Here is a 23,601-nt window from a genome sequence, read left to right on the forward strand (position 1 = left end):
CATGGACGACGAACTCGAAGTGGACCCGGACCGCGCCGCCCTGGAGCACGTGATCGGTGTGCTGACGCCCTTGCGCCAACACCGCCAGGCCCGTGCCGAGCGCGCCCAGCGTCTGTTGCAGGACGAGTTGCAGGCGATGCACGAACAGTTGCGGCTCACCGAACAGTCGTGGGTGCAGGAACGGGACAACCAGAAAGTCCGGCGTCAGCAGTTGTCCGCCGCGCACCTGGAAAAAACCATGGCGCTGGATGCCGTCGACCGCTGGCATGACAAAGAACGCCGCATGCTCGATCGCCTCGCCTACATCCGCCAGAACGCCAACCAATTGCGCTACGGCATCGAGCAGCAACACCTGCGCATCGAACAAGCGCGACTGGAAGCCAAGGCCCGCCAGCGCGCCGTGGAAAAACTCGCTTGCATGAGCGAGGCCCTGAATGAGGAATGAGCCGTTGAATGCACCGATCCAGCACCCGGCGCCGCGTCCGCCACAGAAACCGGCACCGGCGGCGATCCAGCCCCGTACCGACACTCCAGCGGCGGCCAATTCGCAGCCTCGGCGCAATGAACCGGAGCGCAGTCGTTTGGCGGACAGTCGACTGATTTCGGGCCGCGACAGCACCCGTCACCTGGATGCCGATGGTTTGTTCTTCGAGCAACTGTTGCTGCCGTCGGGCAGCGGCAAGGGCGATCAGTCCGGCGCCGGTGGCGGTAGCCATTTCAACATGTTCGCCCCCGCCGACGGAGTGCCGACGCAGTTGATCGATGAACTGGCGCTGCAACTGCCGGCCTACGGCAGCCGCCCGTTCAGCGCCACGTTACTGATGCCCAACCTGGGCAAAGTCCAGGTGCGGGCGAACAAGCGTGACAGCCGTTGGGCGATCGAACTGGGCTTTGAGCGCAGCGACGTGCTGACGCGTTTGAGCGCCCGCCATCAAGCCTGCGAAGACGCGTTTGCCGACGCGCTGGGGCAGGACGTCGACCTGTCGATGGGGGCCGCATGAAGTCGCTGACCCTGCGCCAGGTGACGTCGAGCGTCGCTGCGGCGGGTCGCTTGTTGGGCCGTGGTTGCTGGCTGGATTTTTCCAGCGCGGAGGATGACGGGCGTCTGACCCTGAGCCCGCTGCCGTCCTTCGATAACGCGGCCAGCGTGCCGTTCGGCAGCGCCCGTGGCCTGTTGCGCCTGGGCAATGCCGATGCGCTGCTGAGCCTGTTCGGCACCGCGCCGGTGGTGTGCGCCGGGCCGATGCAGCCCTGGTATTGGCAATACGTGAATCAACAACTGAGCCCGACTTTGGCCGGGCTGTTCGCGCCGCTTGAACCCCTCGACGGCGTGGATGAACCGCTGCCCGAACGCTTCGATTGCCGCCTCACCGTGCAACGGGCCGGCGAAACCGTCCACGGCGTGTTGAGCTGCGGCGCCGACACCCTGCTGCGGCTGTTAGACGCCGCCCCGTGGCAGGCCATCGAACACCCGCTGCCGGTGGATTGGCCGCTGCACTACCCGGTGGTGCTCGGCCGCATCAGCCTGACAATTCAGCAATTGGGCTCGCTGCGGGTGGGCGATGTGGTGCTGCCCAACGCGCTGGGTTTCGACAGCGAAGGACACGGCCACCTGCGCCTCGGCGCCCGTGATTGGGTGGTCGATGCCCAGGCGCTCGACAGCAATTTGCAACTGCGGCTGATCCGCGAAAAGGACCTCCACGATGGACAATGACCCGCTGTACGAAGACGAGTTGCCGGAGATTGACGGCGACATCGCCGAAGCCGAGATCGACGTGGCCGAGCCCGTCGACGCGCCAGCGCCGGACGAACCGATGGCGCCGGACCCGGTCCTGCCCTCCTCGCCCCTGGCCGGTCTCAGCCTCGAGCTGACGGTGCGCAGTGGCGGCGTCAATCTGAGCCTGGAAGCCTTGCAACGCCTGGCGCCGGGTTCGGTGCTGGACGTGGCCGGCGTGGCGCCCGGCGAAGCCACCCTGTGCCATGGCGAGCGCGTGGTCGCCCACGGCGAACTGGTGGACATCGACGGGCGCCTTGGCCTGCAAATTACCCGGGTGGTATTCGACCGATGATCATGGAGGGGATGAACCCGATCATGCTCGCGCTGCTGCTGGGCGCGTTGTCATTGGTCCCGCTGTTTTTGATCGTCTGCACGGCGTTCCTGAAAATCTCCATGGTGCTGCTGATCACCCGCAACGCCATCGGTGTGCAACAAGTGCCGCCGAACATGGCGATGTACGGCATCGCCCTGGCCGCGACGCTGTTTGTCATGGCCCCGGTGGCGCACGAAATCCAGCAGCGGGTGCAGGACAACCCACTGGAAATGGGCACCACGGCAAAACTCCAGGTCAGCGCCAACACGGTGATGGAGCCGATCCAGCGCTTCATGAGCCGCAACACCGACCCGGATGTGCAGGCGCATTTGCTGGAAAACACCCACCGCATGTGGCCGGCGGAAATGGCGGAAAAAGCCAGCAGCAACGACCTGCTGCTGGCGATCCCGGCGTTCGTGCTCTCGGAGTTGCAGGCCGGGTTCCAGATCGGCTTTCTGATCTACATCCCGTTCATCGTCATCGACCTGATCGTCTCCAACCTGCTGCTGGCGCTGGGCATGCAAATGGTCTCGCCCATGACCATTTCGCTGCCGCTCAAGCTGTTGCTGTTCGTATTGGTGCAGGGTTGGTCGCGGCTGCTCGACAGTCTGTTTTATTCCTATATGTGAGGCCCACCGTGGAAGCATTGGCACTGTTCAAGCAAGGCATGTTCCTGGTGGTGATCCTCACCGCACCGACCCTCGGCGTCGCGGTGCTGGTCGGCGTACTGACGTCGCTGTTGCAGGCGCTGATGCAGATCCAGGACCAGACCCTGCCCTTCGGGATCAAACTGGCCGCCGTGGGCCTGACACTCGCCGCGACCGGGCGCTGGATTGGCGTGGAGCTGATCCAGTTCATCAACCTCTCGTTCGACCTGATTGCCCGCTCCGGCGGCGCCCATTGATGCCGTTCAACGCCGAACACCTGTTCGAGTTGATGCTCGGCATGGGCCTGGCCATCGCGCGGATTCTGCCGTGCCTGATCCTGGTCCCGGCGTTCTGTTTCAAGCACATCAAAGGGCCGTTGCGCTACGGCGTGACCTGCGCAATTTCCCTGGTGCCGGCGCCGAGCATCGGCCGGGTCCTGGCCCTGGAAAACGACAACTGGTACACCATCGTCGGCCTGCTGCTCAAGGAGTCGGTGCTGGGGGTGTTGCTGGGATTATTGCTGTACGCGCCGTTCTGGATGTTCGCCACGGTCGGCGCGCTGCTCGACAGCCAGCGCGGCGCCCTGAGCGGTGGGCAGATGAACCCCTCGCTTGGGCCGGACGCCACGCCGTTGGGCGAATTGTTCCAGGAAACGCTGATCATGCTGGTGATTCTGTCCGGCGGTCTGTCGCTGATCACCCAGGTGATTTGGGACAGCTATGAAGTGTGGCCGCCCACCGTGTGGTTGCCGGGGATGAACGCCCAGGGCCTGGATATTTTCCTCGGTCAATTGAACCTGACCCTGCAACACGCGCTGCTCTACGCCGCGCCGTTCATTGGCTTGCTGCTGTTGATCGAGGCCGCGTTCGCCATCGTCGGCTTGTACGCCCAGCAGCTGAATGTCTCGGTGCTGGCGATGCCGGCTAAAAGCATGGCCGGGCTGGCGTTCCTGCTGGTGTACATGCCAACCCTGTTGGAACTGGGTAACGGCCAACTGCAAAAACTGCTGGATATCAAGTTTCTGCTCGGGCACCTGGTGCTGGTGCCATGAGCGAAAAAACCGAAAAGGCCACGCCCAAAAAACTGCGCGATGCCCGGGAGAAAGGCCAGGTCGGGCAAAGCCAGGACCTGAGCAAATTGCTGGTGCTGATGGTAGTCAGCGAGGTCTGCCTAGGCATGGCCGATCAAAGCGTGGAGAAGCTGGAATACCTGCTGACCCTGTCGTTGAAGCGCATGAACGAACCGTTCCTCAGCACCCTGACCGAGCTGATCGGCGAAGCCACCTGGGTGCTGATCACCTTCATCCTGCTGAGTGTCGGCATGGCCATGCTGATGCGCATGGCCGGCAGTTGGTTGCAGATCGGTTTCCTGTTCGCGCCCAAGGCGTTGAAAATCGACCTGGGCAAACTCAACCCTATCGGTCACCTCAAGCAGATGTTTTCCGGGCAGAACCTGACGACCCTGCTGCTGAGCATCCTCAAGGCCATCGCCATCGGCGCGACGCTGTACGTGTCGATCAAACCGGTGCTGGGCAAATTGATCCTGCTGGCGGACTCGGACCTGACCACCTACTGGCATGCGCTGCTGACGCTGTTTCGCAGCATCTTGCGCACCACCCTCGGTCTGCTGCTGGTCCTGGCCCTGGTCGACTACGCGCTGCAAAAGTACTTCCACGCCAAGAAAATGCGCATGAGCCACGAGGACATCAAGAAGGAATACAAGGAGTCCGAGGGCGATCCCCACGTCAAGGGTCATCGTCGGCAACTGGCCCACGAACTGCTCAACGAAGAACCGACCACGCCGGCCAAACCGCTGGAAGACGCCGACCTGCTGCTGGTCAACCCGACGCACTTCGCGGTGGCGTTGTACTACCGGCCGGGCCAGACGCCGTTGCCGCTGATCCACTGCAAGGGCGAAGACGAAGACGCCCTGGCGCTGATCGAACGGGCGAAACGGGCGAAGATTCCGATCGTGCAAAGCGTGTGGCTGGCGCGCACCTTGTACAAGGTCCGGACCGGCCGCCATATCCCCCGCCCGACCCTGCTGGACGTGGCGCACATCTACCAGGTGATCCGCCAGCTCGACGAGATCACCGACGAAATCATTCAGCTCGAAGACCACTGATACAGAGCGGCGCGTTCACGAAACTGCAACGTTAAAAGGCTTCAATGGCCTTCAAAACTTTCGGCAGTGCAGCTCATGAATTCGTCGCCGCTTACGCCCATTCCCGACGCCGCTACACCCTGGTTATTGAACGCCGCCAAACACCTTGGCGTGGCGCCGCCACTGGCCCGGGATTTCGCCCGCAGCGGCGAGATGCAACTGCCGGGACTGACGCTGCAACTGATCCTTTGGCAAACCGAACCTTTCGCGCAGTGGATCGTGTTGGCGCAGCTGCCACGTCCCGAAACCCTGACCCCGTTGCAATGGAACGAATTGCTGCTGCGGGCCAACTGCGCGATCAGCGCCATGAGCGCTTGCACCGCCGCGCTGGACGAACGCGGGCATGGCTTGCTGGTCAAGCGCCTGGGGTATCAGGCGTACGCGGATCACGCGGGCCTGGCCGCCGAACTCGACCAGATGATCGCCGTGGCGGAAAGCCTGGTCGCGGGGGCCACCGCGCTGACTTCAGGGCCGGCCCGCGCCGAAACAACGCCAGGTCCGGCCCCCGCGTCGAACCCGACCACGGCGCCAGCGGCCAGGGCAGCCATGGACCAGCATTGGCATCGCCCCCTGCTGATTCAGGCAATGCAACAACTGGGCATCGCCGCCCCGCCCGAGGCCCAGATTCAGACCGTCGGGGTGCTCCAGCTCGGCGCCCGGTCGTTCGAAGTGATCGCCGATGGCGACCAGCGCCACCTGCTGGTCAGCACGATCATCGACGCCCCACTGCGCAATGCCGCTCAACGTGAACTAGCCTTACGCGCCAACCTGCAATTATTGCTGCTAAGCGGTTGCGCCGTGGCCCTCGCGCCCCAGGGCAGTTGCCTGCAAGCCCGCTGGGATTGCCAAGGGCTGGACGGCGAGGCCTTCGCCGACTGGCTGCTGGATGTTGCCCGACTGGCCGATAGTTTCGTCGCGCCTTCGCCCGCCGCGCTACCCAAGAGGAATCCGGCATGGACATGAGACCCGCAGCACCCGGCATCGCCCCGACTCCGCCCTCGCGCCTCGAACTGCAACCCCTGGGCCGCGACCGTACCCCGGCGGATCTGGAGCGCGGGCAGACACCGCCGCCCCCACCCGGCTTCACCGCCCGGGCGGCCCAAGCGGCGATGAGCCTGGGCCAGACGTTCCACCGCAGTTACCTGTCGCCGGCCTATGCCAGCGTCAGCAGCGCCGGGGGCGCGGCGCGCGATCAGCTCAAAAGCGGCGCAATCCAGGCCTGGAGTGACAGCGCGGCGAATTTGCCGTCCGGTCGCACCACGCTGGCGGCGGCCGGCCAAACCCTGCAACAGATGGCCACGTGCGGCTTGCCGACTTACGTGCGCGAAGTCGCGTTCATGCACGCCTACAGCGCGTTGGCCGATGGCCTGGCGGAAAAAAGCCCTGGCGGTGCCCTGGTGCTGCAAGCGGCGATTTCCCTGGCCTCGATTGCCACTCAGGTCTATGTGCGCCAACCGCGCCTGGAGCGTCTGGGCGCGGAATCGAACGTGGCCGTGCGCGGCCACTTCGCCCTGAGCGAAGCCAAATGGAATGGCCTGACACCCGACAAACAAGGCGCCCTGCGCACGCAGATGCAGCGCGATTCGCGCAACGTCACCCGCAATCAGGTGGCCGCCGAAGCGATCTACCTGGGCCTCGGCGCACTCGGTGCCGCGCGCGGTGACGGCGCCTTGAGCGCACGGATTCTCTCGACCCAGCTGCGCAACGTGATCTACGCCGTGTCGCGCGAAGCCATGCAGGCCAGCCTGAGCATGACCGGCAAGCACGACGACACCAAGACCCACGGGGTCAATCAGGACAACATGGCCCTGCTCGGCTGGGCCTATGGCGCGATGACCCTGACCATGGGCTTCGTCCAGGATTCGGTCAGCCCGCAGACCTTGCCGCCGGGGCAAACCCTGTCGAGCCCGGCATTGACCGGCGCGGATCAGTTGCCGCTGCGGGGTGAAGCGCTGGCCCAATCGATCCAGACCCTGGCCGGCACCCGCGCGGCGTTCAACACCGTGATCGCAATCATGGACAACCACCTGCAAAAGCATTTCGACACGCGCCAGGCCGGCACCACGCAACAGTTCGAAGCGAGCCTGCCGCTCAAGGATTACGGGCGGATACTCGATCAGTCCCCGGCGCGCGTGGCCTGGACCAGCCTGGCCAGCGCGATCAACATGGTCATGGGTGAAGTCACCCGCGGCAATACCTCGACGGCCCTCGGCAGTTTCCTCGGCAACGCCGGCACCGCTGCGGCCATGGGCCTGGCTTATCGCACCATGAACCAGACGTTCCAGGCCCACGGCAGCGTGCGCAAGGCTATCGACAACCCGCCAGCGCAGACACCGGCCGTCGTCGCCCAACCGGGCCTCGAACCTCAGGGCAGTGTCGTGATCAATCGCCGGGCCAATGCCGTGCGCGCGCGCATAGAGAACGCGCAGGACGCTCAGTGAGGGCCATCGCCCAAGTGATCGAGCCCCGCCAGCAGTAATTGATGCTGGCGGATATCGTCCAGGGACACGTGGCTGCCCGGCCCCATCGGCGTGGCGTGCCACACCACGAAGTCGCGCTGGGAATCGAGGAACAGAAAGTAGTCGGGAAACAGGTGCGACTGGGTGAAGCGCCGCTCCAGTGCCGTGCGCAGTTGCTGGGGTTTCAACGAACGGCTTTCGATGTGCAAGGCGATACCCCAGTCCTGGTGTTCGCGGCGACTGACGAACGAAATACCCGCCGCGACCGGCCAGACTGCGGCCCTTTCGGCGGCGACTTGGGCGTAGAACGCCGACTTCTCTGAAACTCGGATCATAGCCTTCAATCCCTTAATGGCACGACGGTGAAGTCGAGCGTGCGCTCACGCGCTTCGAGGCCCTGGCGCATGTCCGACGGCCACCAGATCACCAGTTCACGATCGTTGGAGTCGGGCCGGTCGCACGCCTCGGCCACACACCCGGAACCCGAGCCCGCGCAGCCGGCCAACAGCGCGCACAACACCAGCAACGCCCCACATAAAACCTGGTTCATGGTGTCGTTCCCTTGAGTAGCGAGGCGCGCGCCTGGGCGTTGGCCGTGAGTGATTTGGGTTGGCGCACGGCAATGAACACCTCGCTTTCCTCCCCCGGTTGCAACCAGGCCTTGGGCCAGGCGCTGACGCCCAATACCCAGCGCCCGCCGCAGGTGCTTTCGTCGATGCGCTGGGGTTTGTCGCTGGTGTTGCGCGCCACCACCACCGCCACGCCCCATTGCTTCTGCGTGTACCACTGGGCGCGTTCGCCATCGATGGCCACGCCCGAATTCGAGTCGCACAAAGTGTTGGGAATGAACGGCAATTGATCGCTGCTGGTGAACCCGGCCGGGGCGATGCCATCGAGCAATTGGGTGAAGGCTTTCTGCACGTCGATGCGCGTCGGTTGCGCGCCGTCACGTCGACTATTGATGCGTTTGGACGCCGCATCCACGTCGTCCGGGTTGCCGTTTTCAACGTAGCGCGACGGGTCGACCTGATCACCGATCAGCCGTGGTGTGAGGATAAACAGCCGCTCGCGTTTGCTGGTGCGGTGGCTGCTGGAGGTGAACAACAATTTGCCGATCAGCGGAATGGCGCTGAGGTAAGGAATCTTGCGCACCTTGTCGTCGGACTCCAGCACATGGAAACCGCCGACCACCAGCGAACCATGCTCGGCGATCACGGCTTGGGTGCTGACATTGCCTTTGCGCACGCTCGGTTGCGAGGGGTTGAGTTCCGAGGCGTCGATCTGCCCGTCTTCGATGTCGAGGATCAACTGCACCTGGGATTTGCCTTCGTGGGTCAGCGAGCGCGGAATCACCTGCAAACTGGTGCCGGCGGTGATCGGCTGGATATCAGCGACCCGTTCGCCGGTGGCGGTCAGGTATTCGGTGCGACTGAAGTCGATCACCGCCGGTTGGTTTTCCAGGGTCAGGATCGACGGGTTGCCCACCACCGTCGCCGAGCCCTTGCCTTCCAGCGCATGAATGGCCAGGGCAAATCGACCGGAGTTCTCCACCGACAAGGTCGAGCTGGAACCGGAATCGAGCAGCGAGGCACTGACGTTGGTGCCGCCGGCCCAGATGTTCCAGCTGCTGGACAGTTCAGCCAGGTCTTCGCGGTTGATGTCGAGAATCACCGCATCGATTTCGATCAGGTTGCGCGGTTGATCAAGCTGTTTGACCAACTTCTGATACAACGCCTTGCGCTTGGGCAAGTCATAGATCAGCACCGCGTTGTTGCGCACATCGGCGCTGACACGGATCCGCGACTTGCTGCCCCCGGCGCCTTTGCCTTTCTTCGAACCGGTGTTGGCCAGCACCTGGTCCAGGCCTTTTTGCAGGTTGTCGGTGTCGAGCCCGCCGAGCAGCGTCGAACCGCCGCCGTAGGGACTGCCACCGGCGCCCAACCCGGCGCCCTGGAGCAGGTTGACGCCGTTGATCGAATCCCCCCGGGAGCGGGTTTCGAGCAAGTCTTGCAGAATGCTCGCGACCCCGGCCACCGTCAGTTGCTGGTCGCGATAGCGAATGGTGCGGTCGGCGGCGTTGGCGTACTTCAACGGCAGCACGACGATGTCTTGCTTCTCGTCCGGGGTGTCGACTTTCTTGCTGTAGTCGCGGACAAAATTGACGTACTTCGCCGGCCCGCGCACCAGCACCACGCCTTCGTCGGGCAAGGCGCCCCAGCCGAATCGCGAATCCAGCAGACCGACGTCGGTCAGGGCGCTCTTGAGGTCATCCACGGCATCCGGGGACACCTCGATGCGCGCCGAGGTCTGCTCGCTGGTCGGGCTGATGTAGAGCGTCTCGTTGTAGACGAACCACTGGAAGTGATGTTCCTGGCTCAATCGTTCCAGAAACGCCTGGGGGTTTGGCGCCTTGATGCGGCCGTCGACGATGCCGTCCACCGGCTCCATTTCAAAGCCCAGGCCAAACTCCTTGGCGAAGTCGGCCAGCGCCGTCGCCAGGTCCGCCTGACTCGCATCATAGGCGTACGCCGTGTGTTTCCAGGCCGGCGGCACGGCGGCGAAGGCCGAGGCACTCATCCAGATCAATAGCCAAGGCAACCACTTAAAGGCCTTCATTTCACGCTCCGGGTTGCCAGGTGTTGAGGGTCGAACGGGGCAACGCGGCATTCGCCAGGCTGCCCAATGAATGCTGTAACAGGCTGAGCATCGCGGCGCGCTGATTGGCCAGGTGTTCCAGGCGTTGCAGCAACACCGGGGCGGCACAGGGCGGCGCCTGCCAACAGACCAGCACCAGGCAGTGACTGTCGGGGTCCATCGCCAGCGCGCCTTCGCAGTGGCAAGCCACACCGGCGCTGCTCTGGATCAGCAGCGCGGTCAGGCGATCGGGGTCGGCGGCGTCGTACGGGTCCAGCACGTCGATGCTGCAACGCACGCCGTCTTCGCAGCGGGCGAGTCGGGCGTTGGCCTCGTCGATCCAACAGTCCAGCGGTGCGCCAGAACCTTGCTCGCACCACTGGCTGATCACCGCAACGAAGTCATTGAATTCCATCGATGATCGCTTTCGTCAAACCGTGCTGGGCGCGCAGGCCTTCGCTCAACACCGAGGTCGCGGTGGCCATTTTCTGCGACGCGTCGCTGAACGCCATCATGTCTTCGGGTGAGCCACTGTCCGCGGCGTCGAGGGCCGCTTCGTCAGTGTTGGTCTGGCTGTTGCTGAACGAATGGTCGAGGCGATGCTGCAAGGCTTTGAAACTGATCATGAAGAGTGCTCCACGGAAAGGGTCGCCAGTGAGTGGAGCAAAACCGCCAGCCGGTTCCACTTTTTGCAGCAGAGGGAGAAATGAGGCTGGCGCCGGGTCAGTCGCCTTGCCCCAACAGGCAGCGGACCAACCACGGCCCAATCGAGGTCGAATTCCCCGACGTCGCTGCTCAGGCGCAGGGTCAGGGACGGCATCGCGGCGTCTTCGCGCAACTGCCACAGCGCGGCGAAACGACCTCCCGCGAGCCAGGTCTGTACGTCGGCGAATAACTCAGGGGGACAACTGAGGGTCGCGGTGCGGGCCTCGCTCTGGCTGGTCGCCAGATGCTTGAGCAGCGCGTGTCCGCGCTCGATGACACTGGCGTCATCGAACAACCGGGTCAGCGTCAGCGTGAGCAGGGCCTCGGCCGATTCCACCGCCGAACGTTGCAAGGCCTGGCGTTGGTCTTCCACGGTTTGCAGAAAGGCATTGGCCTGTTCCCAGAACTGCCCCGTCGCCTGATCGAGAGAACGCTGGCACTGGCCTTGCGCCTCGGCGATCAACGCCTCGGCCTCGGCCTGTGCGCCGAGCAGCAAGTCACTGGCCCGTTGCGCATCCGCGAGGTCTTCGCGGCGCAGGATCGGTTCGCGCAGCAAGGCCTCGGTGCCCAGGGACAAGCGTCGTCGAACCAGCATCAGCGCGGTACTCGGTGGAGGTTCATGGCGTCGAGACGCGCCACAACACGGCGCGCCACAAGGTATCGAGTTTGTTCGGCGGCAGGTCCGTGGCGAGTTCCCCGACCTCCCCCGGGGCCCATCCCAGGCGCAAGCGCGGCCAGATCGCCGGGCCCAGCCAGGCGCCGAGCAGCGGGCGCATGTCGGTTTGTTGCGGGTCGGCCCAAAGCCCCGGGCGCAGGGCCTTGGCCAGGCTGCGACACCACGCATCGTGCCGCGCGGCCACGGTGATTTCGGCAGGCAACGGCGCGCAACAGATCGATCGGGCGAGGGCCAGCGCTTGTTGGCGTTGCTCCGGGCTCAGCGCCAGCCACGACAGCACATCGACGTCCGGTTCGGGCGGTTGGCTGAGGCGCACGCCAAGGCTGGCGAGTAAATCCGCCTGCCGACTGCGCGTCACGGCGGCGCACGCCTCGGGTTCCAGGCCCTGCCCCGCGAGCATCTGCGCGTGCCAGCCCGGATGCGCCCAACGCCAGGTGCAACACCACCAGTTCACCCAGTCGCTCGCGGTCATAGGTTTGCCGGTAACGTCGAATCGCTGCGCCGGCCGGGCCACACCCGGGCGAACAAGGCCACGCGCCAGTCACGACGCAACGCCAGGGTCAGCGCGGCCAGTAGCAACAACAAGCTGATCGGGATCGCCATGGCCATGACGTGCCAGAAACCGACGTCCGGGCTGTCGATCAGGAACGGGCCGAAACGCACGAGGTTTTCCTTGTCCTGAAACTCCACGGAGGGCACGAAGACAATCGCGAATTTTTTCGAGTTGGCCGCTTCCTGGGACATCCCCGGAATGCTGCTCGCGACCATTTGCTGGATGCGCCCACGCACGCTGTCCGGATCCAGCGCCGCCGTGTGCTTGATAAACACCGCCGCCGACGCCGGTTGCACCGGTTCGCCCGGCGCAATGCGTTCCGGCAACACCACGTGGACCCGCGCGACAATCACGCCGTCGATCTGCGACAGGGTCGATTCCAGCTCCTGGGACAAGGCGTAGATGTAGCGCGCCCGTTCCTCCAGCGGTGTGGAAATCACCCCTTCCTTCTTGAAGATTTCACCGAGGCTGGTGCGCGACCGTCGAGGCAGGCCGGCGGCTTCAAGCACGCGCACGGCGCGATTGATGTCGCGGGCGGCGACGATGATGGTCACGCCGGTTTTCTGCATCTGCTTGCGGGCGTCGATGTGCTGGTCGGCAAGCTTGGCGATGACATCGTTGGAGTCCGGCTCCGAGAGGCCGCCGAACAGTTCCGTGTCATCGCTGCAACCGCTGAGCAACAGCAGGCACAGCAACACAATCGGGGCAAAGAATTTCACGCGGGGCCTACTGCATGTTGGTCAATTTATCGAGCGCCTGGGCGCTCTTGCTCACCACTTTGGTGGTGATCGCCATTTGCAGCGAGTACTGGGACAGCGAGCGGCTCATCTTGACCATGTCCATCGGATCGGCCGAGCCGGCGGCGGTTTTCATCGAGCGCAACGCCTGCTGCGACAGCTGTTCCTGGGACTGGAGGCGCTCGGACAACGCGCCCATCACACCGTCGGCCATATGCCCCGCCGGGGCGGCCTCGTTGCGCATGGCGCCATTGAATAAGTCGACATCCGCCTGCGCAGGTCCGGAAACCAGGCCTGGGTCATGCTCGACCGGGACGCCCTTGGGTGCATTGATGGGGGAAAGACTCATGGGCGTTCTCCGGCAGACGGTGTCGAGGGGTGCGATGGATCACGGCAATCCTGGGATCAGGAAACGCCCGCGCTCATCACGTCGAGGATGTTTTGCGCCGCTTCAGCGGCCGAACTTTTCAGGCTGTGTTGTTGCAACTGCGGGCTCAAGCCGTTCTGCGCGAGGCTATCAGCGCCGCCCTCCGCGCCTTTGCCACCCGCAATCCCCAGGCCCATTTCCAGGCCTTGCTTGAAGATGTCCATCGGGTTGCTGCTGCCCAACAGTTGCGACAGATCGTTGGATTGGCCGCCCGAGGACGCATCGTTGGCCGACGGTTCCTGTTGCGGGCTGCCCAAGCCGCCATTGCCCTGGGACGCTTGCGAGCCCTGGGCACCACCGGCACCCATCTGCTGGGAAATCTGCTCCAGCGCCGCGCGGAATTTCGAGGTTTCACCCTTGTCGAGGAAGTTGTCCTTGCCGCCGCCCTCGTCGAGTTCCTTGCTCCAGGACCCGGAATCCGGCGCACCGAACTCGGCCTTGTTCTGGTCCATGAAATTGGCGACCTGTTGCAGGATCGGCTTGTCGGCCTGGGAAAAAGTCGAGCCTTCACCCTTGTCGGTCAGCGCATTGTCCAGCGATGACTTGCCCAGACCTTGCAGGGTCTTGGACATCAAATCCTGCCCGCCCTGGCCCTGGCCCTTGCCACCAATGCCGGCATCCGCCGAGGCGCCGAAATTGCTGCCCAGTTTGTCCTTGATCAGATCGCCCAACGCTTTCTTGACGGCGTTCTCTTCACCGCCCTTCCCCCCGGCCAAGGCCATGAACGGGTTCTCTTTTTTAAGTTGTTGTTCAACCATCTTGCCCAAGGGCGAATCGGTATTGAGGTGGCCGCCAGACATCAGCGAACTGCTTAACTTGTCGACCACCCCTTTCATGGAATTAAGTGATTCGGAGGCCACGGAAGTTAGGGTCGCCGGAAGAGCGCCGCCCATTTTCAGAAGCGAACTGGCACCTGCTGCTAGAGGATTTAACATGGAAGATTCTCGCTAACGATCAAAAGCCCTCTGCGCAAACAGAGGGCATAGGGATGATTAATAGCTGATGCCTTTCGCACTTTGTGCGACGTTGGAAATTTGCTTGTTGGACGCGTCCGTCTGAGCGGAACTGATGGCCTGAAGTGTGTTGCGCTGTTCGGTTTGCATGGCCGCCTGGCCTTGCATGGTGATATTGCGGGCCGATTGCTCGTCCTGCATCTGCATCATTTTCATTTGTGCGTCGGCTGCTTTACCGCCGCCGGACATGTCGGCGGCTGCCGATTGGTTTTGTGCGTTGCCTTTAACCGAGTTCGCGGTCTCTTTAACTGAGTTGAAACCATTTACTGCAGTATTCGCAACGCCACCTACTCCACCCATACCAGCCATAGTCTTAACTCCACAATGAACACCCGCATCAGTGCGAGATATCCATGAGTGGAGTGTTGGCGGATTTGGGTTCCACTTTTTTTTCCAGGGCATCGTGTTTGAGGAAGATATCCAGCGACTTGATGCGGTGATAAAGCGTGCGCCGGGGCACGCCCAATTCCATGCTCACCGCGTCGACGGACTGACCGTGGCGCTTGAGCGCCTCCTGGATCAGGATGCGTTCGATGACCCGCATCTGGGCCTTGAGGGTCTGGCTCTCCGGGTCTTCACCGGGACCGCCGCCGAGCAATGGAAAACCCAGCACGAAACGCTTGGCCGCCGACTTCAATTCACGAATGTTGCCGGGCCAGGAGTGGCTGAGCAGCACTTGGGTCAGCGCCGCGCCCAGCGCCTTGTGACCTCGCCCCAGGTCGCGGGCGGCGGCGTTGGAAAATTGGGAAAACAGCGGAATGATCTGGTCGCGACGTTCGCGCAATGCCGGCAACTGGATGGTCAGCACGTTGAGGCGAAAATACAGGTCGCGGCGAAACAGGCCCTGCTCGACCATTTCGTCCAGCGGCCGTTGGGCCGAGGCGATCACGCATAACTCCAGGGGAATGACCGTGGTCGAACCCAGTCGTTCGATGGCCCGGACCTCCAGCACCCGCAGCAGTTTGGCCTGGAGATTGAGCGGCATGCTGTCGATCTCGTCGAGGTACAGCGTGCCGCCTTGCGCCGCTTCGATGTAGCCCATCCGCGAACGACTGGCCCCGGTGAACGCGCCGCTGACTACCCCGAACAACTCGCTTTCGGCCAGCGACTCCGGAATCGCCGCGCAATTCATCGCCACAAACCCGCCCTTGCGCTCCGACAACACGTGAATGCGTTGCGCCAGGGTGTCCTTGCCAGTGCCGGTTTCCCCCGACAGCAGCAGATCGATGCCCAGCGGCGAGGTGCTTTGCGCAATGATTTTTATGTCGGGGAGGTCGTTATCGCAGTCAAGCTCACAATCAAAGTAATCGTACACACTCATCTACGATCTCCAGATCGGTTTCCTTCAAGTTATGCCCCCCGTCCATAGGCTCTGATCGTTGCCTTTGTACCGCTTGGTGACTTTAAGGGTTTATGACCCCTGCTATCGACCACGCAGCCAATTGCTTCCACGGGCGACACTTCATCCCCGGCACAACTTGCCGAGCAAATAAATAAAGCAATTATTCTAATTATTGGAAGAGTGCAAACAATTCAGCAAGTTACTGCAGGGCCGTCGTCAGAAGTTGACGACACCATTGAATAAGGCGCGATTATCCAACAACCGTTAATACAGTACTGACGCGTAGAGTAATGCGGGTGAAACCGGTTACAGCTGCACTATTGTGGTGTTAAAGCACCCTAATGAAGCACAGCCAGATATCACCGACGCAGCAATACCAAACGAGCTTACTTAAACTTGATTTCAATGATCTGACGGATCATCAGCGTTGTTTGCCAATGAACAAAACCGCCGGTCTAATTTTCGGAAGTGAACATGAGCATACATTCGAAGTTATACATGTCAACTGTATTCTCAAAGTCTTGCTCCTCTGTACGAGTTCTTTTCTTCCTTGAGGAATTTCCGGCTCGAGGCCGATGTAAATCCCTCGGAAGAGAGACAAGCATTTCCCGGAAAGTTCCCGGTGAATGTTGATTCGATCAAAGTATCGATTTGCCACTGCGCCAATGTGTGACGCAACGCACGGTGATCGGCCCCCGGCCTGCTTACGTTGCCGAGTGATCGCGAGGCACAGGGAAAACTTTTTGAGTCTTACGCAAATTTTCGATGGAACCGAATGGCCTCGGTTGACCACTCAGCGCCGCCCGCGCCCCGAGTGCTGGCGAAGATTTCGGGTGCGACCACCATCGAGCTGCCCTCGAGCCATTTGTCGCGGATGTCCCACTCGAAAGAAATCGCCGACCTGATCCTCGAAGCCTCCGGCCGCCAGCCGTAATGCCGGGCCGATTTGCATTACAACTTTGTCATTCAACTGTTGGTCGGCTGTCCGGATCGCCTCGTTAACCTGAGCTCACTGCCCAGCCAACTGACGGCAGCCACCTTCACCCGGATTCAGAGAGAGACTCATCATGAAAATGTTAATCCTCGGTTTTGCCGCCCTCCTCGCCACCGGTTCGGCGTTTGCCGACACCCAGCCACAGGCCGCGGTGATTCATGACAAGACCGGTTTCTTCGTGCATATGGACGTCGCTAAAGTCCTGTCCACCACCGACATCTCACAACAGTGCGGCATTATTCCTGCCCGACTGGACTACCTGGACCACAAAGGCCAGGAGCATGTGCTGGATTACCAGGTGGAAGGGTCCGGTTGCACCAATGACAATTGAGTGTGCGCGCCGACGATGTGTGGCCCGCGTCACGTGCAGATGATCGGGCTACACTGGCTCACGCCCTCCACGGCGCACTGACTCTTGATGGAAATCGACCATGAATATCCTTGTCGTTGAAGACGAGCCCAAGGCCGGCAACTACCTGCTCAACGGTCTACAGGAACTCGGTTACTCGGTCAGCCTGGCGCGCAATGGCGTGGATGGCCTGCACCTGGCCCTGGAAACCTCGTTTGACGTCATCGTGCTGGACGTGATGATGCCGAAAATGGACGGCTGGGAAGTGCTGCGGCGCTTGCGCAAGGAAGCCGATACGCCGGTGCTGTTCCTCAGCGCCCGCGACGACATCGCCGACCGCATCAAGGGCCTGGAACTGGGTGCCGACGATTACCTGATCAAACCGTTCTCCTTCGCCGAACTGGTGGCGCGCCTGCGCACCCTGACCCGTCGTGGCCCATCCCGGGAAGAAGAACAACTGCAAGTCGCCGACCTGCACATCGACGTGCTCAAGCGCCGCATCACCCGCGACGGCGTGCGGATCACCCTGACCAATAAAGAATTCGCCTTGCTGCACCTGTTCGCCACGCATCAGGGCCAAGTGCTGTCGCGCTCGCTGATTGCCTCGCGGGTGTGGGACATGAATTTCGACAGCGACACCAATGTGGTGGACGTCGCCGTGCGCCGGCTGCGCTTGAAAGTCGACGACCCGTTCCAGCTCAAGCTGATCCACAGCGTGCGCGGCATCGGCTATCGCTTCGATACGCAGCCATGAACCGCCGAGCGCACTCCCTGACCCTGCGCCTGGCCTTGCTGTTTGCCTTGCTGGCGTTTGCCTCGGTCATCACGTTAGGCGTGTGTTTGTATCGCGAGCTGGAGCGCGAGTTGGTCCGGCGCGACGATGCGGCGCTGATCACTCGGGTGGATCAACTGCGCACGTTTCTGAATGACAGCAACACCCTCGACCTGATCAAGAGCAAACCCGCGTTGTTCCAGAACATGCTCGGCAACCGCGAGTCAGTGCTGGTGATCGGTGCGGCCGGACAAAAACCGTTGCTGGTGGTCAATCCCGGCAACCTCGACTTGCCGAACCTGTCGCCCGTGACCATGGACCATCCGCTGGTCCTGGCCGACGTGCAGCATTTTTCCGGCGTGGACGGCGTGCCCTTCGCGGCGCTGGCGGCGACCATCGACTCGGGCGATTTGGGCAGCCTGCAAGTCGTGGCCGGTCGACTGATGACCGAGCGCACCAGCGTGCTGGCCAACTACCGGTTGCGCGTTTACTTCCTCGCCGGCGTCGCCGCCCTATTGCTCGCGCTCTGCGGCTATTTGCTGCTGTATCGCGGGCTGCTGCCCCTGCGCCGCCTGGCCAGACACGCCCATGGCATCGGCGTCGGCAACCTCACCGAACGCCTCGACAGCCACGGCGCGCCGCTGGAAGTGTTGCCGATGATCGACGCCTTCAACGGCGTGCTCGACCGCCTCGCCAAAGGCTTTATCCAGCTCGGCCAGGTCTCCACCGACATGGCCCACGAACTGCGCACCCCGATCAACAACCTGCTCGGCGAAACCCAGGTCGCCCTCCAGCAAAACCGCAGCGTCGAAGCCTACCAACAACTGCTCGCCTCCAACGTCGAAGAACTCGAACGCCTGGCGCGCATGCTCGACAACATGCTGTTCCTGGCCCGCACCGACCCGGCCAGCGCCCTGCGCCAACGCCAGGAACTGGACGCGGCAGATGAGATGGAGCGCATGGCGGATTACTTTGAAGGACTGGCGGCGGACGCCGGGATCAGCATCAACGCCCACGGCAGCGGCGTGATCTGGGCCGAGCCGATGCTACTGCGCCGGGCACTGGCCAACCTGTGTTCCAACGCCATCAAATATGGCGCGCCGGATTCGGAATTGGTGGTGAGTGCGACGCCTTCTGCTGATGGGATCAGCCTGCGGGTGAGCAACCACGGCACGACCATCGCGGCGGAGCATCTGCCGAAATTGTTTGATCGGTTTTATCGGGTGGATGAGTCGCGGGAACGGTCGGCGCAATCGAATGGGTTGGGGTTGTCGATTGTGGCGACGATCATGCAGTTGCATAACGGGCGGTATGGCGTCACCAGTGAGGGTGGGGTGACGTGTTTTGAGTTGTTTTTTCCGGGGCGGGTGTTGGAGGGATGATCCTTGCCGCGCTGATGAAGTAACGAGGGGGCAATCCCCTCGTTACGGTGCCTGGTGGCTATCCAGGCTTGTGGTTGTCCAGTACGCGGTTGACCGCTAACTCACCCATCAGAATCACACGGGCCAGCACCAGCATCGTATGACGTCGCGGGTTGTCCGCCAGGTCGGCGAGATCGTTGACCATCTCGCGGGCTTGTGCGAACGATTCGCTGGCCTCGAGGAGCAACGTTTCGTCATCCACCGCTGCGTCGATGGTGAAGATGGTGCTGCGCTTGCGGGGCGGTATCGGCTCTTTCGTCGCCCCGGGGTTGAGGTAGAAGTTGAGTGCGCGGTCGGCCGCCAGTTTCATTTTTGTGGGATCAAGATCGAAAGAGGCGTCGTAGGGTACTGGATCGTTGTGCGGGGGATTCGGCGTTACTTTGAACATAAACCAGGTCCTCAAATGAGGCCGCAACGCTTTAGCTACTAAACAGAAGGGTGGCGGCTGTTTGCAGGTTAGTAGACCGGGGACCTAGCAATCCGGCGCGCCCGAGAGCGCCCTGCGCACAGCCACCATCAAGTACAGGCATTGAACGCCTGATTGATAGATGCTTATGCACCTGCCAGGAAACCGAGCTACTAAACCCGACCACTGATGAGCAGTGGCAGGTAAACGATAGAGGCCGGGGGCAAAGCGCACAAGCCGGCGGATTCTGGCGCACGCGTAGGTAAAGGCGCAAGGTTTTGTAGCCTTTAGGGCGTAACACAGAGTGTCATTAAACAATCCGTTTTCAACGGCTAAACACACCTCAAGAATCCGACAACTACCTGACGATTTTTGGCTGCTAATCACTGTGGAGGTGGCGGTAACCCTACAACCCGCAAGAGGCCAAAGTCTGGCCACCAATCATTCGTCAACATGTAACATTTCTTGACCAAAACTTCTGCTTAGTAGGACTATGCGCACGCACACTTACAAGGACTGTAAATTTAATGCGTTCCTCCCCATGGACGGGCCTTCCCCCTTGCGAAAGCACGCTCGATACCGCGCCCCATCCAAGCGGCCTGATGACCTCATTAAATTTAATAGACCGATTCGCGTCGTCGGCTCCAGTGGCACGCCCGCATGTCGAGTATTCAACGTTTTTGGCGAGTTACAAATCGGCTGGGGGGACTGTCAAATGACAGCTTCGATCCTCGCGCTCGTAGCACTTTATTGCGTTGGAACCAGCGCCGTTTTTGCGGATGGTTCGCAAGCCGTGAACGACATACGCGGGCCGGCCGGCATAGCCGTCGACGAGCCATTGGTCGAGGCTAGGACCAAGCTCGTCAAACAAGGGTGGAAGCCTACACGGATGCATGCCAATGGCTATGAATATAGCGGCACGGAGCGGGAGCTCGCTGCACGCAAGTTCTTTGAGGTAGATGTCTGTTCTTTTGATAGCTCGCGCTGCATCTTGTTCTACTCAAAGAGCGGCGCCTGCTTGCGCGTCGACACCATTGGGGAGCAGTTCAATAACATGATAGTTACGCGATGGGCCAATGAGTGTCCTGACGCGCCTCCAAGACCAAGCAGGGGCGGCATGGAATAGCGACCGACGATCATGAGCGAGAAATTTGGTGGAACCACGAAATGAAACTAAAAAATATTGCGTCCATCATTCTTTGTGGCGTTAGCGTTTTTGCAAACGCAACGGACGTACCCCCAGGAGCAACCGTTCAACTGCGAAACAGCCAACATCAAAATAAGCTTCCATAGCACGTAATGTCCTTATTACTGTTCCATGTCTGTGGCATAGACGCCTCAGAGATTGCAGGTGTATTGATATTCAAAAGGGAAAAATACCGTATCGACCACCAACGAAAATGGCGCGTCGAGCAGCAAAAAGGGAATGAGTTTTCCGTGGGATTCGCCGACCAACCACCAGTCAAAACGAACACCCAGGTAGGGACAACGATGGTTGTAATCCATCCGCGTAGCGACCGCCGCGCAGCCACTTAAACCGGTGAGCATGGCCAGTAAGATCACTTTCCAAAACACGTAATGTCCTTATTACTTCCATGTGCTCAACTGCGCAGACGCTATCGCAAGCCGTTCGTCACCGATGCCGAGTTCATCAGCGACTGAATGCCCCACGCACTGCACAGCTCGGAGCGCGGGATCGGCTTATGGCTTGCTCGCCTGCCCCTGGAACAGCTTGGTATAGGCGAAATAACCGCCCGCAATCTCAGCAACCGCCAACACCCCATACATCGCGCCAAACATGAACGATGAAGCGATAAAACCAATCGCCACGATGCCAACAAAAATCTGGATGATTTTCAGCGTCTTTTCTTCCAGAGAAAACTTCCCATGCAGAAACAGACCTGCCGCCAGACCAATCAAAACGCCCACAATGATTCGTGCAAACATCACCCAACCCCTTTTGCTGAAAGGTGGGAAGCTTACTCCAGAAAAGATAATTGCACCCCTCCCTGAGGCTCCGCACGACGCCACGCATCCTGGCCGCGGATGACCTATGATCCTCGGCAGTTATTCTTTCGAGCGCTCCCTCAATGATCAAACGCTGCACGTTGCTCGACCATCAGGGTTGGTTGCCCCTGCGTATTGCCCTGTGGCCAGATTCCGCCGCGGACAATGACCATGACAAACAAACCATGCTGAACGCACCAGAGCGCTATCTGGTACTGATCTTTGTTAATGAGGAAGGCGACGCGCTAGGGTTTGCCGAAGCGTCGATCCGAACGGACTACGTCAACGGCACCCACTCCTCGCCCGTGGCCTTTCTCGAAGGTTTGTACGTCCAGCCTGCCAGTCGAGGCCAAGGCATCGCGCGACGACTCGTGATGGGCGTCCAACAGTGGGCCGAAGAAATGGGCTGCACTGAACTGGCTTCGGATGCGCTGCTGGAAAACCAGGGTAGCCACGCCATGCATAAGGCTTTGGGCTTTGCAGAGACTGAACGGGTGGTTTACTTTTTGAAGCCGTTGGGAGATATCAAAGCGTAATGCCAGAGGCCTTGATCAAAAATATAACGATTACTTCAAGGCTGCTGATGTTAAGCCTGAGCCTTCAACTCGCATATCCGAGAACAGACGAAAATGAAAAACGATAAGAGCCTCGAACAAGAAATAACTGATCTGATTGACGCACTGGTTAATGGCAACTTCGATAAAATCTCCGCCGAAAACTGGTATGGCAAGCTAAACAAATCGGATATCGAGGCAAGCATTTCTGAGTACGGCGATACATTGGTACTGCCTCCCGCATCTTTCGTAGAGAAGATAGATACTTATGAGTACAACGATGGCTCTGGCTTAGCTTTCGATGTACCGCTGTGGACAAAAGCAGGAGGAATGAGCGATCTGACTCTTTCCCTTGAGGTGATATATGACAAAACCAAAGCAAGGCTACAAATGACCGACCTTCGTGTTCTATGAAGCCTATATGGGATTTTCGAGAGCTTCAGTATCATCGGGGCAAAAAGGTGACGGGGCAAAAAGGTGACCAAAAAGGTGACAGATTTATTTACTGGTCGAATCTACGAAAATAAATCCGTCTCCTTTTCCCTATCGATCTGTTGTTGCAAATCACTTTTTAGGCGTTGATAACTTTATAAGCTGTTTCGCAATCCAAGCAGCAGGTTGAACCACAAATGCATAACAAAGCTCTCTGAGTAGAGGCTTATCCCGAATGACGTTTGCAGCGATAGGTCCATACACGTAATACCATGATATGAATGCTTTGCCACCGCGCCTCTCCACCAGCCACGTATCACGAAATTGACGCATGAACACAACCGTCGGGTGGCCTTCATCTCCCATGGTCGCGGTAACGACAAAGCATGCATCGGCCTTTTTGGCCTGAGCCACAGGAGGTACGTAATCAGGATCCAGCGCTTTTAACGCAGTTGCGGCAGCTTCGAGCCTCTGTCGGATAAGGCGCTCGTACTCCGGTGAAAGGTACCAAACCTTAGGAAGGTTGTTGTCGAATTCATCTCGATAATTTATCCCTTCGATATTGTCCTTGCAGAGGTGAACAATATTTTCCAGCGTAATCTTATCCGTCGGAGCCCAAGCCAAACCCTGCTCCAGCGTTGCCAGCATTTCGGCTACCTGCACGAGGTAATCCGACCAGATGTTAGGCAACGCTACAAATTCGATCAGATGCTTGCGAGCCATTCCATACAACGTCACCACAAGCAGGTTTACTTCGTTTAAACACTCTTTTGATTCATATTCTTTTTGAGCGGCTGGGGCTGTAGCAATCGCGTGGCCAAACGCGATAAGCATCTCACTGAAACGCATATGGGCAATAGTGGACAGCCAGCCAGCAGCCTTTCCTTTACCTACCCACGCTTCGGAAATTGTCGGATCTATCTCTAAGACACGATTGAAGTAAATTTCTGCCTCCGATTGGTTACCAGCGGAAGATGCCGTCCGTGCCATACCTAGCAAATTGACGACGCTTGGCGCTGTGCGAGATGGAGAAACCTGCGCTATGGAGATTTTCTCGCCGCAGTACATACAAATTGCGAACCTTGCGTCATCAGGCACCTGGATGTCTTTCAGGCACGAAGGGCATTGCGCTGGATGGAAACCCATTTACTTCAAACCTTCTCTAAGAAAAAAGGGACGTATTTATTTAACGGCGGATTCGGGAAAATAGATCTGTCGCT

At 60.4% G+C, this 23,601-nt stretch carries 31 protein-coding genes and 1 pseudogene; 16 read left to right on the top strand and 16 right to left on the bottom strand.

Annotated elements, in window-relative coordinates; all coding sequences use genetic code 11:
• The first annotated feature begins 1 nt into the window (after position 1).
• The 10 genes from ACZ89E_RS11640 to ACZ89E_RS11685 all read left to right on the top strand — a co-directional run bounded on the left by ACZ89E_RS11640 (position 2) and on the right by ACZ89E_RS11685 (position 7,341).
• Positions 2-445: a type III secretion protein gene (locus ACZ89E_RS11640; RefSeq protein ID WP_149658848.1), complete on the top strand. Its 444-nt coding sequence runs from the start codon at positions 2-4 to the stop codon at positions 443-445.
• A gap of 4 nt (positions 446-449) precedes the next feature.
• Complete coding sequence (locus tag ACZ89E_RS11645; protein WP_476255688.1) at positions 450-1,001, top strand: type III secretion system HrpP C-terminal domain-containing protein; 552 nt, start codon at positions 450-452, stop codon at positions 999-1,001.
• The gene (locus tag ACZ89E_RS11650) at positions 998-1,714 is read left to right on the top strand and encodes a type III secretion system protein (RefSeq protein ID WP_476255689.1); all 717 of its coding nucleotides are present in this window, start codon (positions 998-1,000) and stop codon (positions 1,712-1,714) included. The genes ACZ89E_RS11645 and ACZ89E_RS11650 overlap by 4 nt, the downstream gene beginning before the upstream one ends.
• Positions 1,704-2,069, top strand: a complete 366-nt coding sequence (locus ACZ89E_RS11655) for a FliM/FliN family flagellar motor switch protein (protein ID WP_476255690.1) — start codon at positions 1,704-1,706, stop codon at positions 2,067-2,069. Before ACZ89E_RS11650 ends, ACZ89E_RS11655 begins: the two co-directional genes overlap by 11 nt.
• Positions 2,066-2,719, top strand: a complete 654-nt coding sequence (gene sctR / locus ACZ89E_RS11660; RefSeq protein ID WP_133836977.1) for a type III secretion system export apparatus subunit SctR — start codon at positions 2,066-2,068, stop codon at positions 2,717-2,719. The genes ACZ89E_RS11655 and sctR overlap by 4 nt, the downstream gene beginning before the upstream one ends.
• 8 nt (positions 2,720-2,727) lie before the next feature.
• Positions 2,728-2,994, top strand: coding sequence for a type III secretion system export apparatus subunit SctS (gene sctS, locus ACZ89E_RS11665; protein WP_123365535.1), 267 nt, complete (start codon positions 2,728-2,730; stop codon positions 2,992-2,994).
• Positions 2,994-3,788: a type III secretion system export apparatus subunit SctT gene (gene sctT, locus ACZ89E_RS11670; protein WP_149658851.1), complete on the top strand. Its 795-nt coding sequence runs from the start codon at positions 2,994-2,996 to the stop codon at positions 3,786-3,788. Before sctS ends, sctT begins: the two co-directional genes overlap by 1 nt.
• Positions 3,785-4,861, top strand: coding sequence for a type III secretion system export apparatus subunit SctU (sctU, locus tag ACZ89E_RS11675; RefSeq protein WP_463260090.1), 1,077 nt, complete (start codon positions 3,785-3,787; stop codon positions 4,859-4,861). The genes sctT and sctU overlap by 4 nt, the downstream gene beginning before the upstream one ends.
• A gap of 75 nt (positions 4,862-4,936) precedes the next feature.
• Positions 4,937-5,863 (top strand): CesT family type III secretion system chaperone, encoded by a 927-nt coding sequence (locus ACZ89E_RS11680; RefSeq protein ID WP_476255691.1) that lies wholly within the window; start codon positions 4,937-4,939, stop codon positions 5,861-5,863.
• Complete coding sequence (locus ACZ89E_RS11685) at positions 5,854-7,341, top strand: hypothetical protein (RefSeq protein WP_476255692.1); 1,488 nt, start codon at positions 5,854-5,856, stop codon at positions 7,339-7,341. The genes ACZ89E_RS11680 and ACZ89E_RS11685 overlap by 10 nt, the downstream gene beginning before the upstream one ends.
• Here the strand turns inward: ACZ89E_RS11685 and ACZ89E_RS11690 are convergent.
• Genes ACZ89E_RS11690 through ACZ89E_RS11745 form a run of 12 tightly spaced genes read right to left on the bottom strand, consistent with a single transcriptional unit; the run spans position 7,335 to position 15,425 of the window.
• Positions 7,335-7,694, bottom strand: coding sequence for a type III secretion protein HrpV (locus tag ACZ89E_RS11690; RefSeq protein ID WP_149658855.1), 360 nt, complete (start codon positions 7,692-7,694; stop codon positions 7,335-7,337). The genes ACZ89E_RS11685 and ACZ89E_RS11690 overlap by 7 nt on opposite strands.
• A 5-nt stretch (positions 7,695-7,699) precedes the next feature.
• Positions 7,700-7,909, bottom strand: a complete 210-nt coding sequence (gene hrpT, locus ACZ89E_RS11695) for an HrpT family type III secretion system protein (protein ID WP_476255693.1) — start codon at positions 7,907-7,909, stop codon at positions 7,700-7,702.
• Entirely contained in the window at positions 7,906-9,975 is a 2,070-nt protein-coding gene (sctC, locus tag ACZ89E_RS11700; RefSeq protein WP_149658857.1) for a type III secretion system outer membrane ring subunit SctC, read from the bottom strand. The genes hrpT and sctC overlap by 4 nt, the downstream gene beginning before the upstream one ends.
• A 1-nt stretch (position 9,976) precedes the next feature.
• Entirely contained in the window at positions 9,977-10,408 is a 432-nt protein-coding gene (locus ACZ89E_RS11705; RefSeq protein ID WP_463260087.1) for a type III secretion protein, read from the bottom strand.
• On the bottom strand, positions 10,395-10,619 hold the full coding sequence (locus ACZ89E_RS11710) for a type III secretion protein (RefSeq protein ID WP_133836968.1): 225 nt from the start codon (positions 10,617-10,619) through the stop codon (positions 10,395-10,397). Before ACZ89E_RS11710 ends, ACZ89E_RS11705 begins: the two co-directional genes overlap by 14 nt.
• Entirely contained in the window at positions 10,616-11,293 is a 678-nt protein-coding gene (sctL, locus tag ACZ89E_RS11715; RefSeq protein ID WP_476255694.1) for a type III secretion system stator protein SctL, read from the bottom strand. The genes ACZ89E_RS11710 and sctL overlap by 4 nt, the downstream gene beginning before the upstream one ends.
• A gap of 22 nt (positions 11,294-11,315) precedes the next feature.
• Positions 11,316-11,846: a type III secretion protein gene (locus ACZ89E_RS11720; RefSeq protein WP_476255695.1), complete on the bottom strand. Its 531-nt coding sequence runs from the start codon at positions 11,844-11,846 to the stop codon at positions 11,316-11,318.
• Positions 11,843-12,646 (bottom strand): type III secretion system inner membrane ring lipoprotein SctJ, encoded by an 804-nt coding sequence (gene sctJ / locus ACZ89E_RS11725; protein WP_463260084.1) that lies wholly within the window; start codon positions 12,644-12,646, stop codon positions 11,843-11,845. The genes ACZ89E_RS11720 and sctJ overlap by 4 nt, the downstream gene beginning before the upstream one ends.
• Before the next feature lie 7 nt (positions 12,647-12,653).
• On the bottom strand, positions 12,654-13,013 hold the full coding sequence (gene sctI / locus ACZ89E_RS11730) for a type III secretion system inner rod subunit SctI (RefSeq protein ID WP_463260083.1): 360 nt from the start codon (positions 13,011-13,013) through the stop codon (positions 12,654-12,656).
• A gap of 56 nt (positions 13,014-13,069) precedes the next feature.
• The gene (locus tag ACZ89E_RS11735; RefSeq protein WP_476255696.1) at positions 13,070-14,026 is read right to left on the bottom strand and encodes a hypothetical protein; all 957 of its coding nucleotides are present in this window, start codon (positions 14,024-14,026) and stop codon (positions 13,070-13,072) included.
• A 57-nt stretch (positions 14,027-14,083) separates the two neighbouring features.
• Complete coding sequence (locus ACZ89E_RS11740) at positions 14,084-14,413, bottom strand: type III secretion system major pilin HrpA (RefSeq protein WP_133836963.1); 330 nt, start codon at positions 14,411-14,413, stop codon at positions 14,084-14,086.
• A 28-nt stretch (positions 14,414-14,441) separates the two neighbouring features.
• Entirely contained in the window at positions 14,442-15,425 is a 984-nt protein-coding gene (locus tag ACZ89E_RS11745) for a sigma 54-interacting transcriptional regulator (protein ID WP_476255697.1), read from the bottom strand.
• 829 nt (positions 15,426-16,254) lie between these two features.
• Here ACZ89E_RS11745 and ACZ89E_RS11750 point away from each other — a divergent pair.
• The 4 genes and pseudogenes from ACZ89E_RS11750 to ACZ89E_RS11765 form a co-directional block, all read left to right on the top strand.
• Positions 16,255-16,380: pseudogene (locus ACZ89E_RS11750) on the top strand (alpha/beta hydrolase); the annotation flags it as partial.
• A 133-nt stretch (positions 16,381-16,513) separates the two neighbouring features.
• A complete protein-coding gene (locus ACZ89E_RS11755; RefSeq protein ID WP_149658865.1) occupies positions 16,514-16,771 on the top strand; it encodes a DUF2790 domain-containing protein in 258 nt (85 codons plus the stop codon).
• A 100-nt stretch (positions 16,772-16,871) separates the two neighbouring features.
• Positions 16,872-17,543 carry a heavy metal response regulator transcription factor gene (locus tag ACZ89E_RS11760; protein WP_149658866.1) on the top strand — a complete coding sequence of 224 codons (672 nt, stop codon included), beginning with the start codon at positions 16,872-16,874 and terminating at the stop codon, positions 17,541-17,543.
• A complete protein-coding gene (locus tag ACZ89E_RS11765; protein WP_476255698.1) occupies positions 17,540-18,943 on the top strand; it encodes a heavy metal sensor histidine kinase in 1,404 nt (467 codons plus the stop codon). Before ACZ89E_RS11760 ends, ACZ89E_RS11765 begins: the two co-directional genes overlap by 4 nt.
• 58 nt (positions 18,944-19,001) lie before the next feature.
• Here the strand turns inward: ACZ89E_RS11765 and ACZ89E_RS11770 are convergent, their stop codons facing one another.
• The 3 genes from ACZ89E_RS11770 to ACZ89E_RS11780 all read right to left on the bottom strand — a co-directional run bounded on the left by ACZ89E_RS11770 (position 19,002) and on the right by ACZ89E_RS11780 (position 21,335).
• Entirely contained in the window at positions 19,002-19,370 is a 369-nt protein-coding gene (locus ACZ89E_RS11770; protein ID WP_476255699.1) for a DUF6124 family protein, read from the bottom strand.
• Between the two features lie 1,356 nt (positions 19,371-20,726).
• Positions 20,727-20,963, bottom strand: a complete 237-nt coding sequence (locus ACZ89E_RS11775; RefSeq protein ID WP_463260078.1) for a YceK/YidQ family lipoprotein — start codon at positions 20,961-20,963, stop codon at positions 20,727-20,729.
• Positions 20,964-21,089: 126 nt separating this feature from the next.
• Positions 21,090-21,335, bottom strand: a complete 246-nt coding sequence (locus tag ACZ89E_RS11780; protein WP_476255700.1) for a hypothetical protein — start codon at positions 21,333-21,335, stop codon at positions 21,090-21,092.
• A gap of 143 nt (positions 21,336-21,478) precedes the next feature.
• Here ACZ89E_RS11780 and aac(6') point away from each other — a divergent pair, with 143 nt between their 5' ends.
• Both aac(6') and ACZ89E_RS11790 read left to right on the top strand, forming a co-directional pair.
• The gene (aac(6'), locus tag ACZ89E_RS11785; RefSeq protein ID WP_476255701.1) at positions 21,479-21,931 is read left to right on the top strand and encodes an aminoglycoside 6'-N-acetyltransferase; all 453 of its coding nucleotides are present in this window, start codon (positions 21,479-21,481) and stop codon (positions 21,929-21,931) included.
• Between the two features lie 93 nt (positions 21,932-22,024).
• Positions 22,025-22,363, top strand: a complete 339-nt coding sequence (locus tag ACZ89E_RS11790; RefSeq protein ID WP_476255702.1) for a DUF7668 domain-containing protein — start codon at positions 22,025-22,027, stop codon at positions 22,361-22,363.
• Positions 22,364-22,513: 150 nt separating this feature from the next.
• Here the strand turns inward: ACZ89E_RS11790 and ACZ89E_RS11795 are convergent, their stop codons facing one another.
• On the bottom strand, positions 22,514-23,479 hold the full coding sequence (locus ACZ89E_RS11795) for a CFI-box-CTERM domain-containing protein (protein WP_476255703.1): 966 nt from the start codon (positions 23,477-23,479) through the stop codon (positions 22,514-22,516).
• Between the last annotated feature and the right edge of the window lie 122 nt (positions 23,480-23,601).

It is taken from the genome of Pseudomonas sp. TE3899, from assembly GCF_056279105.1.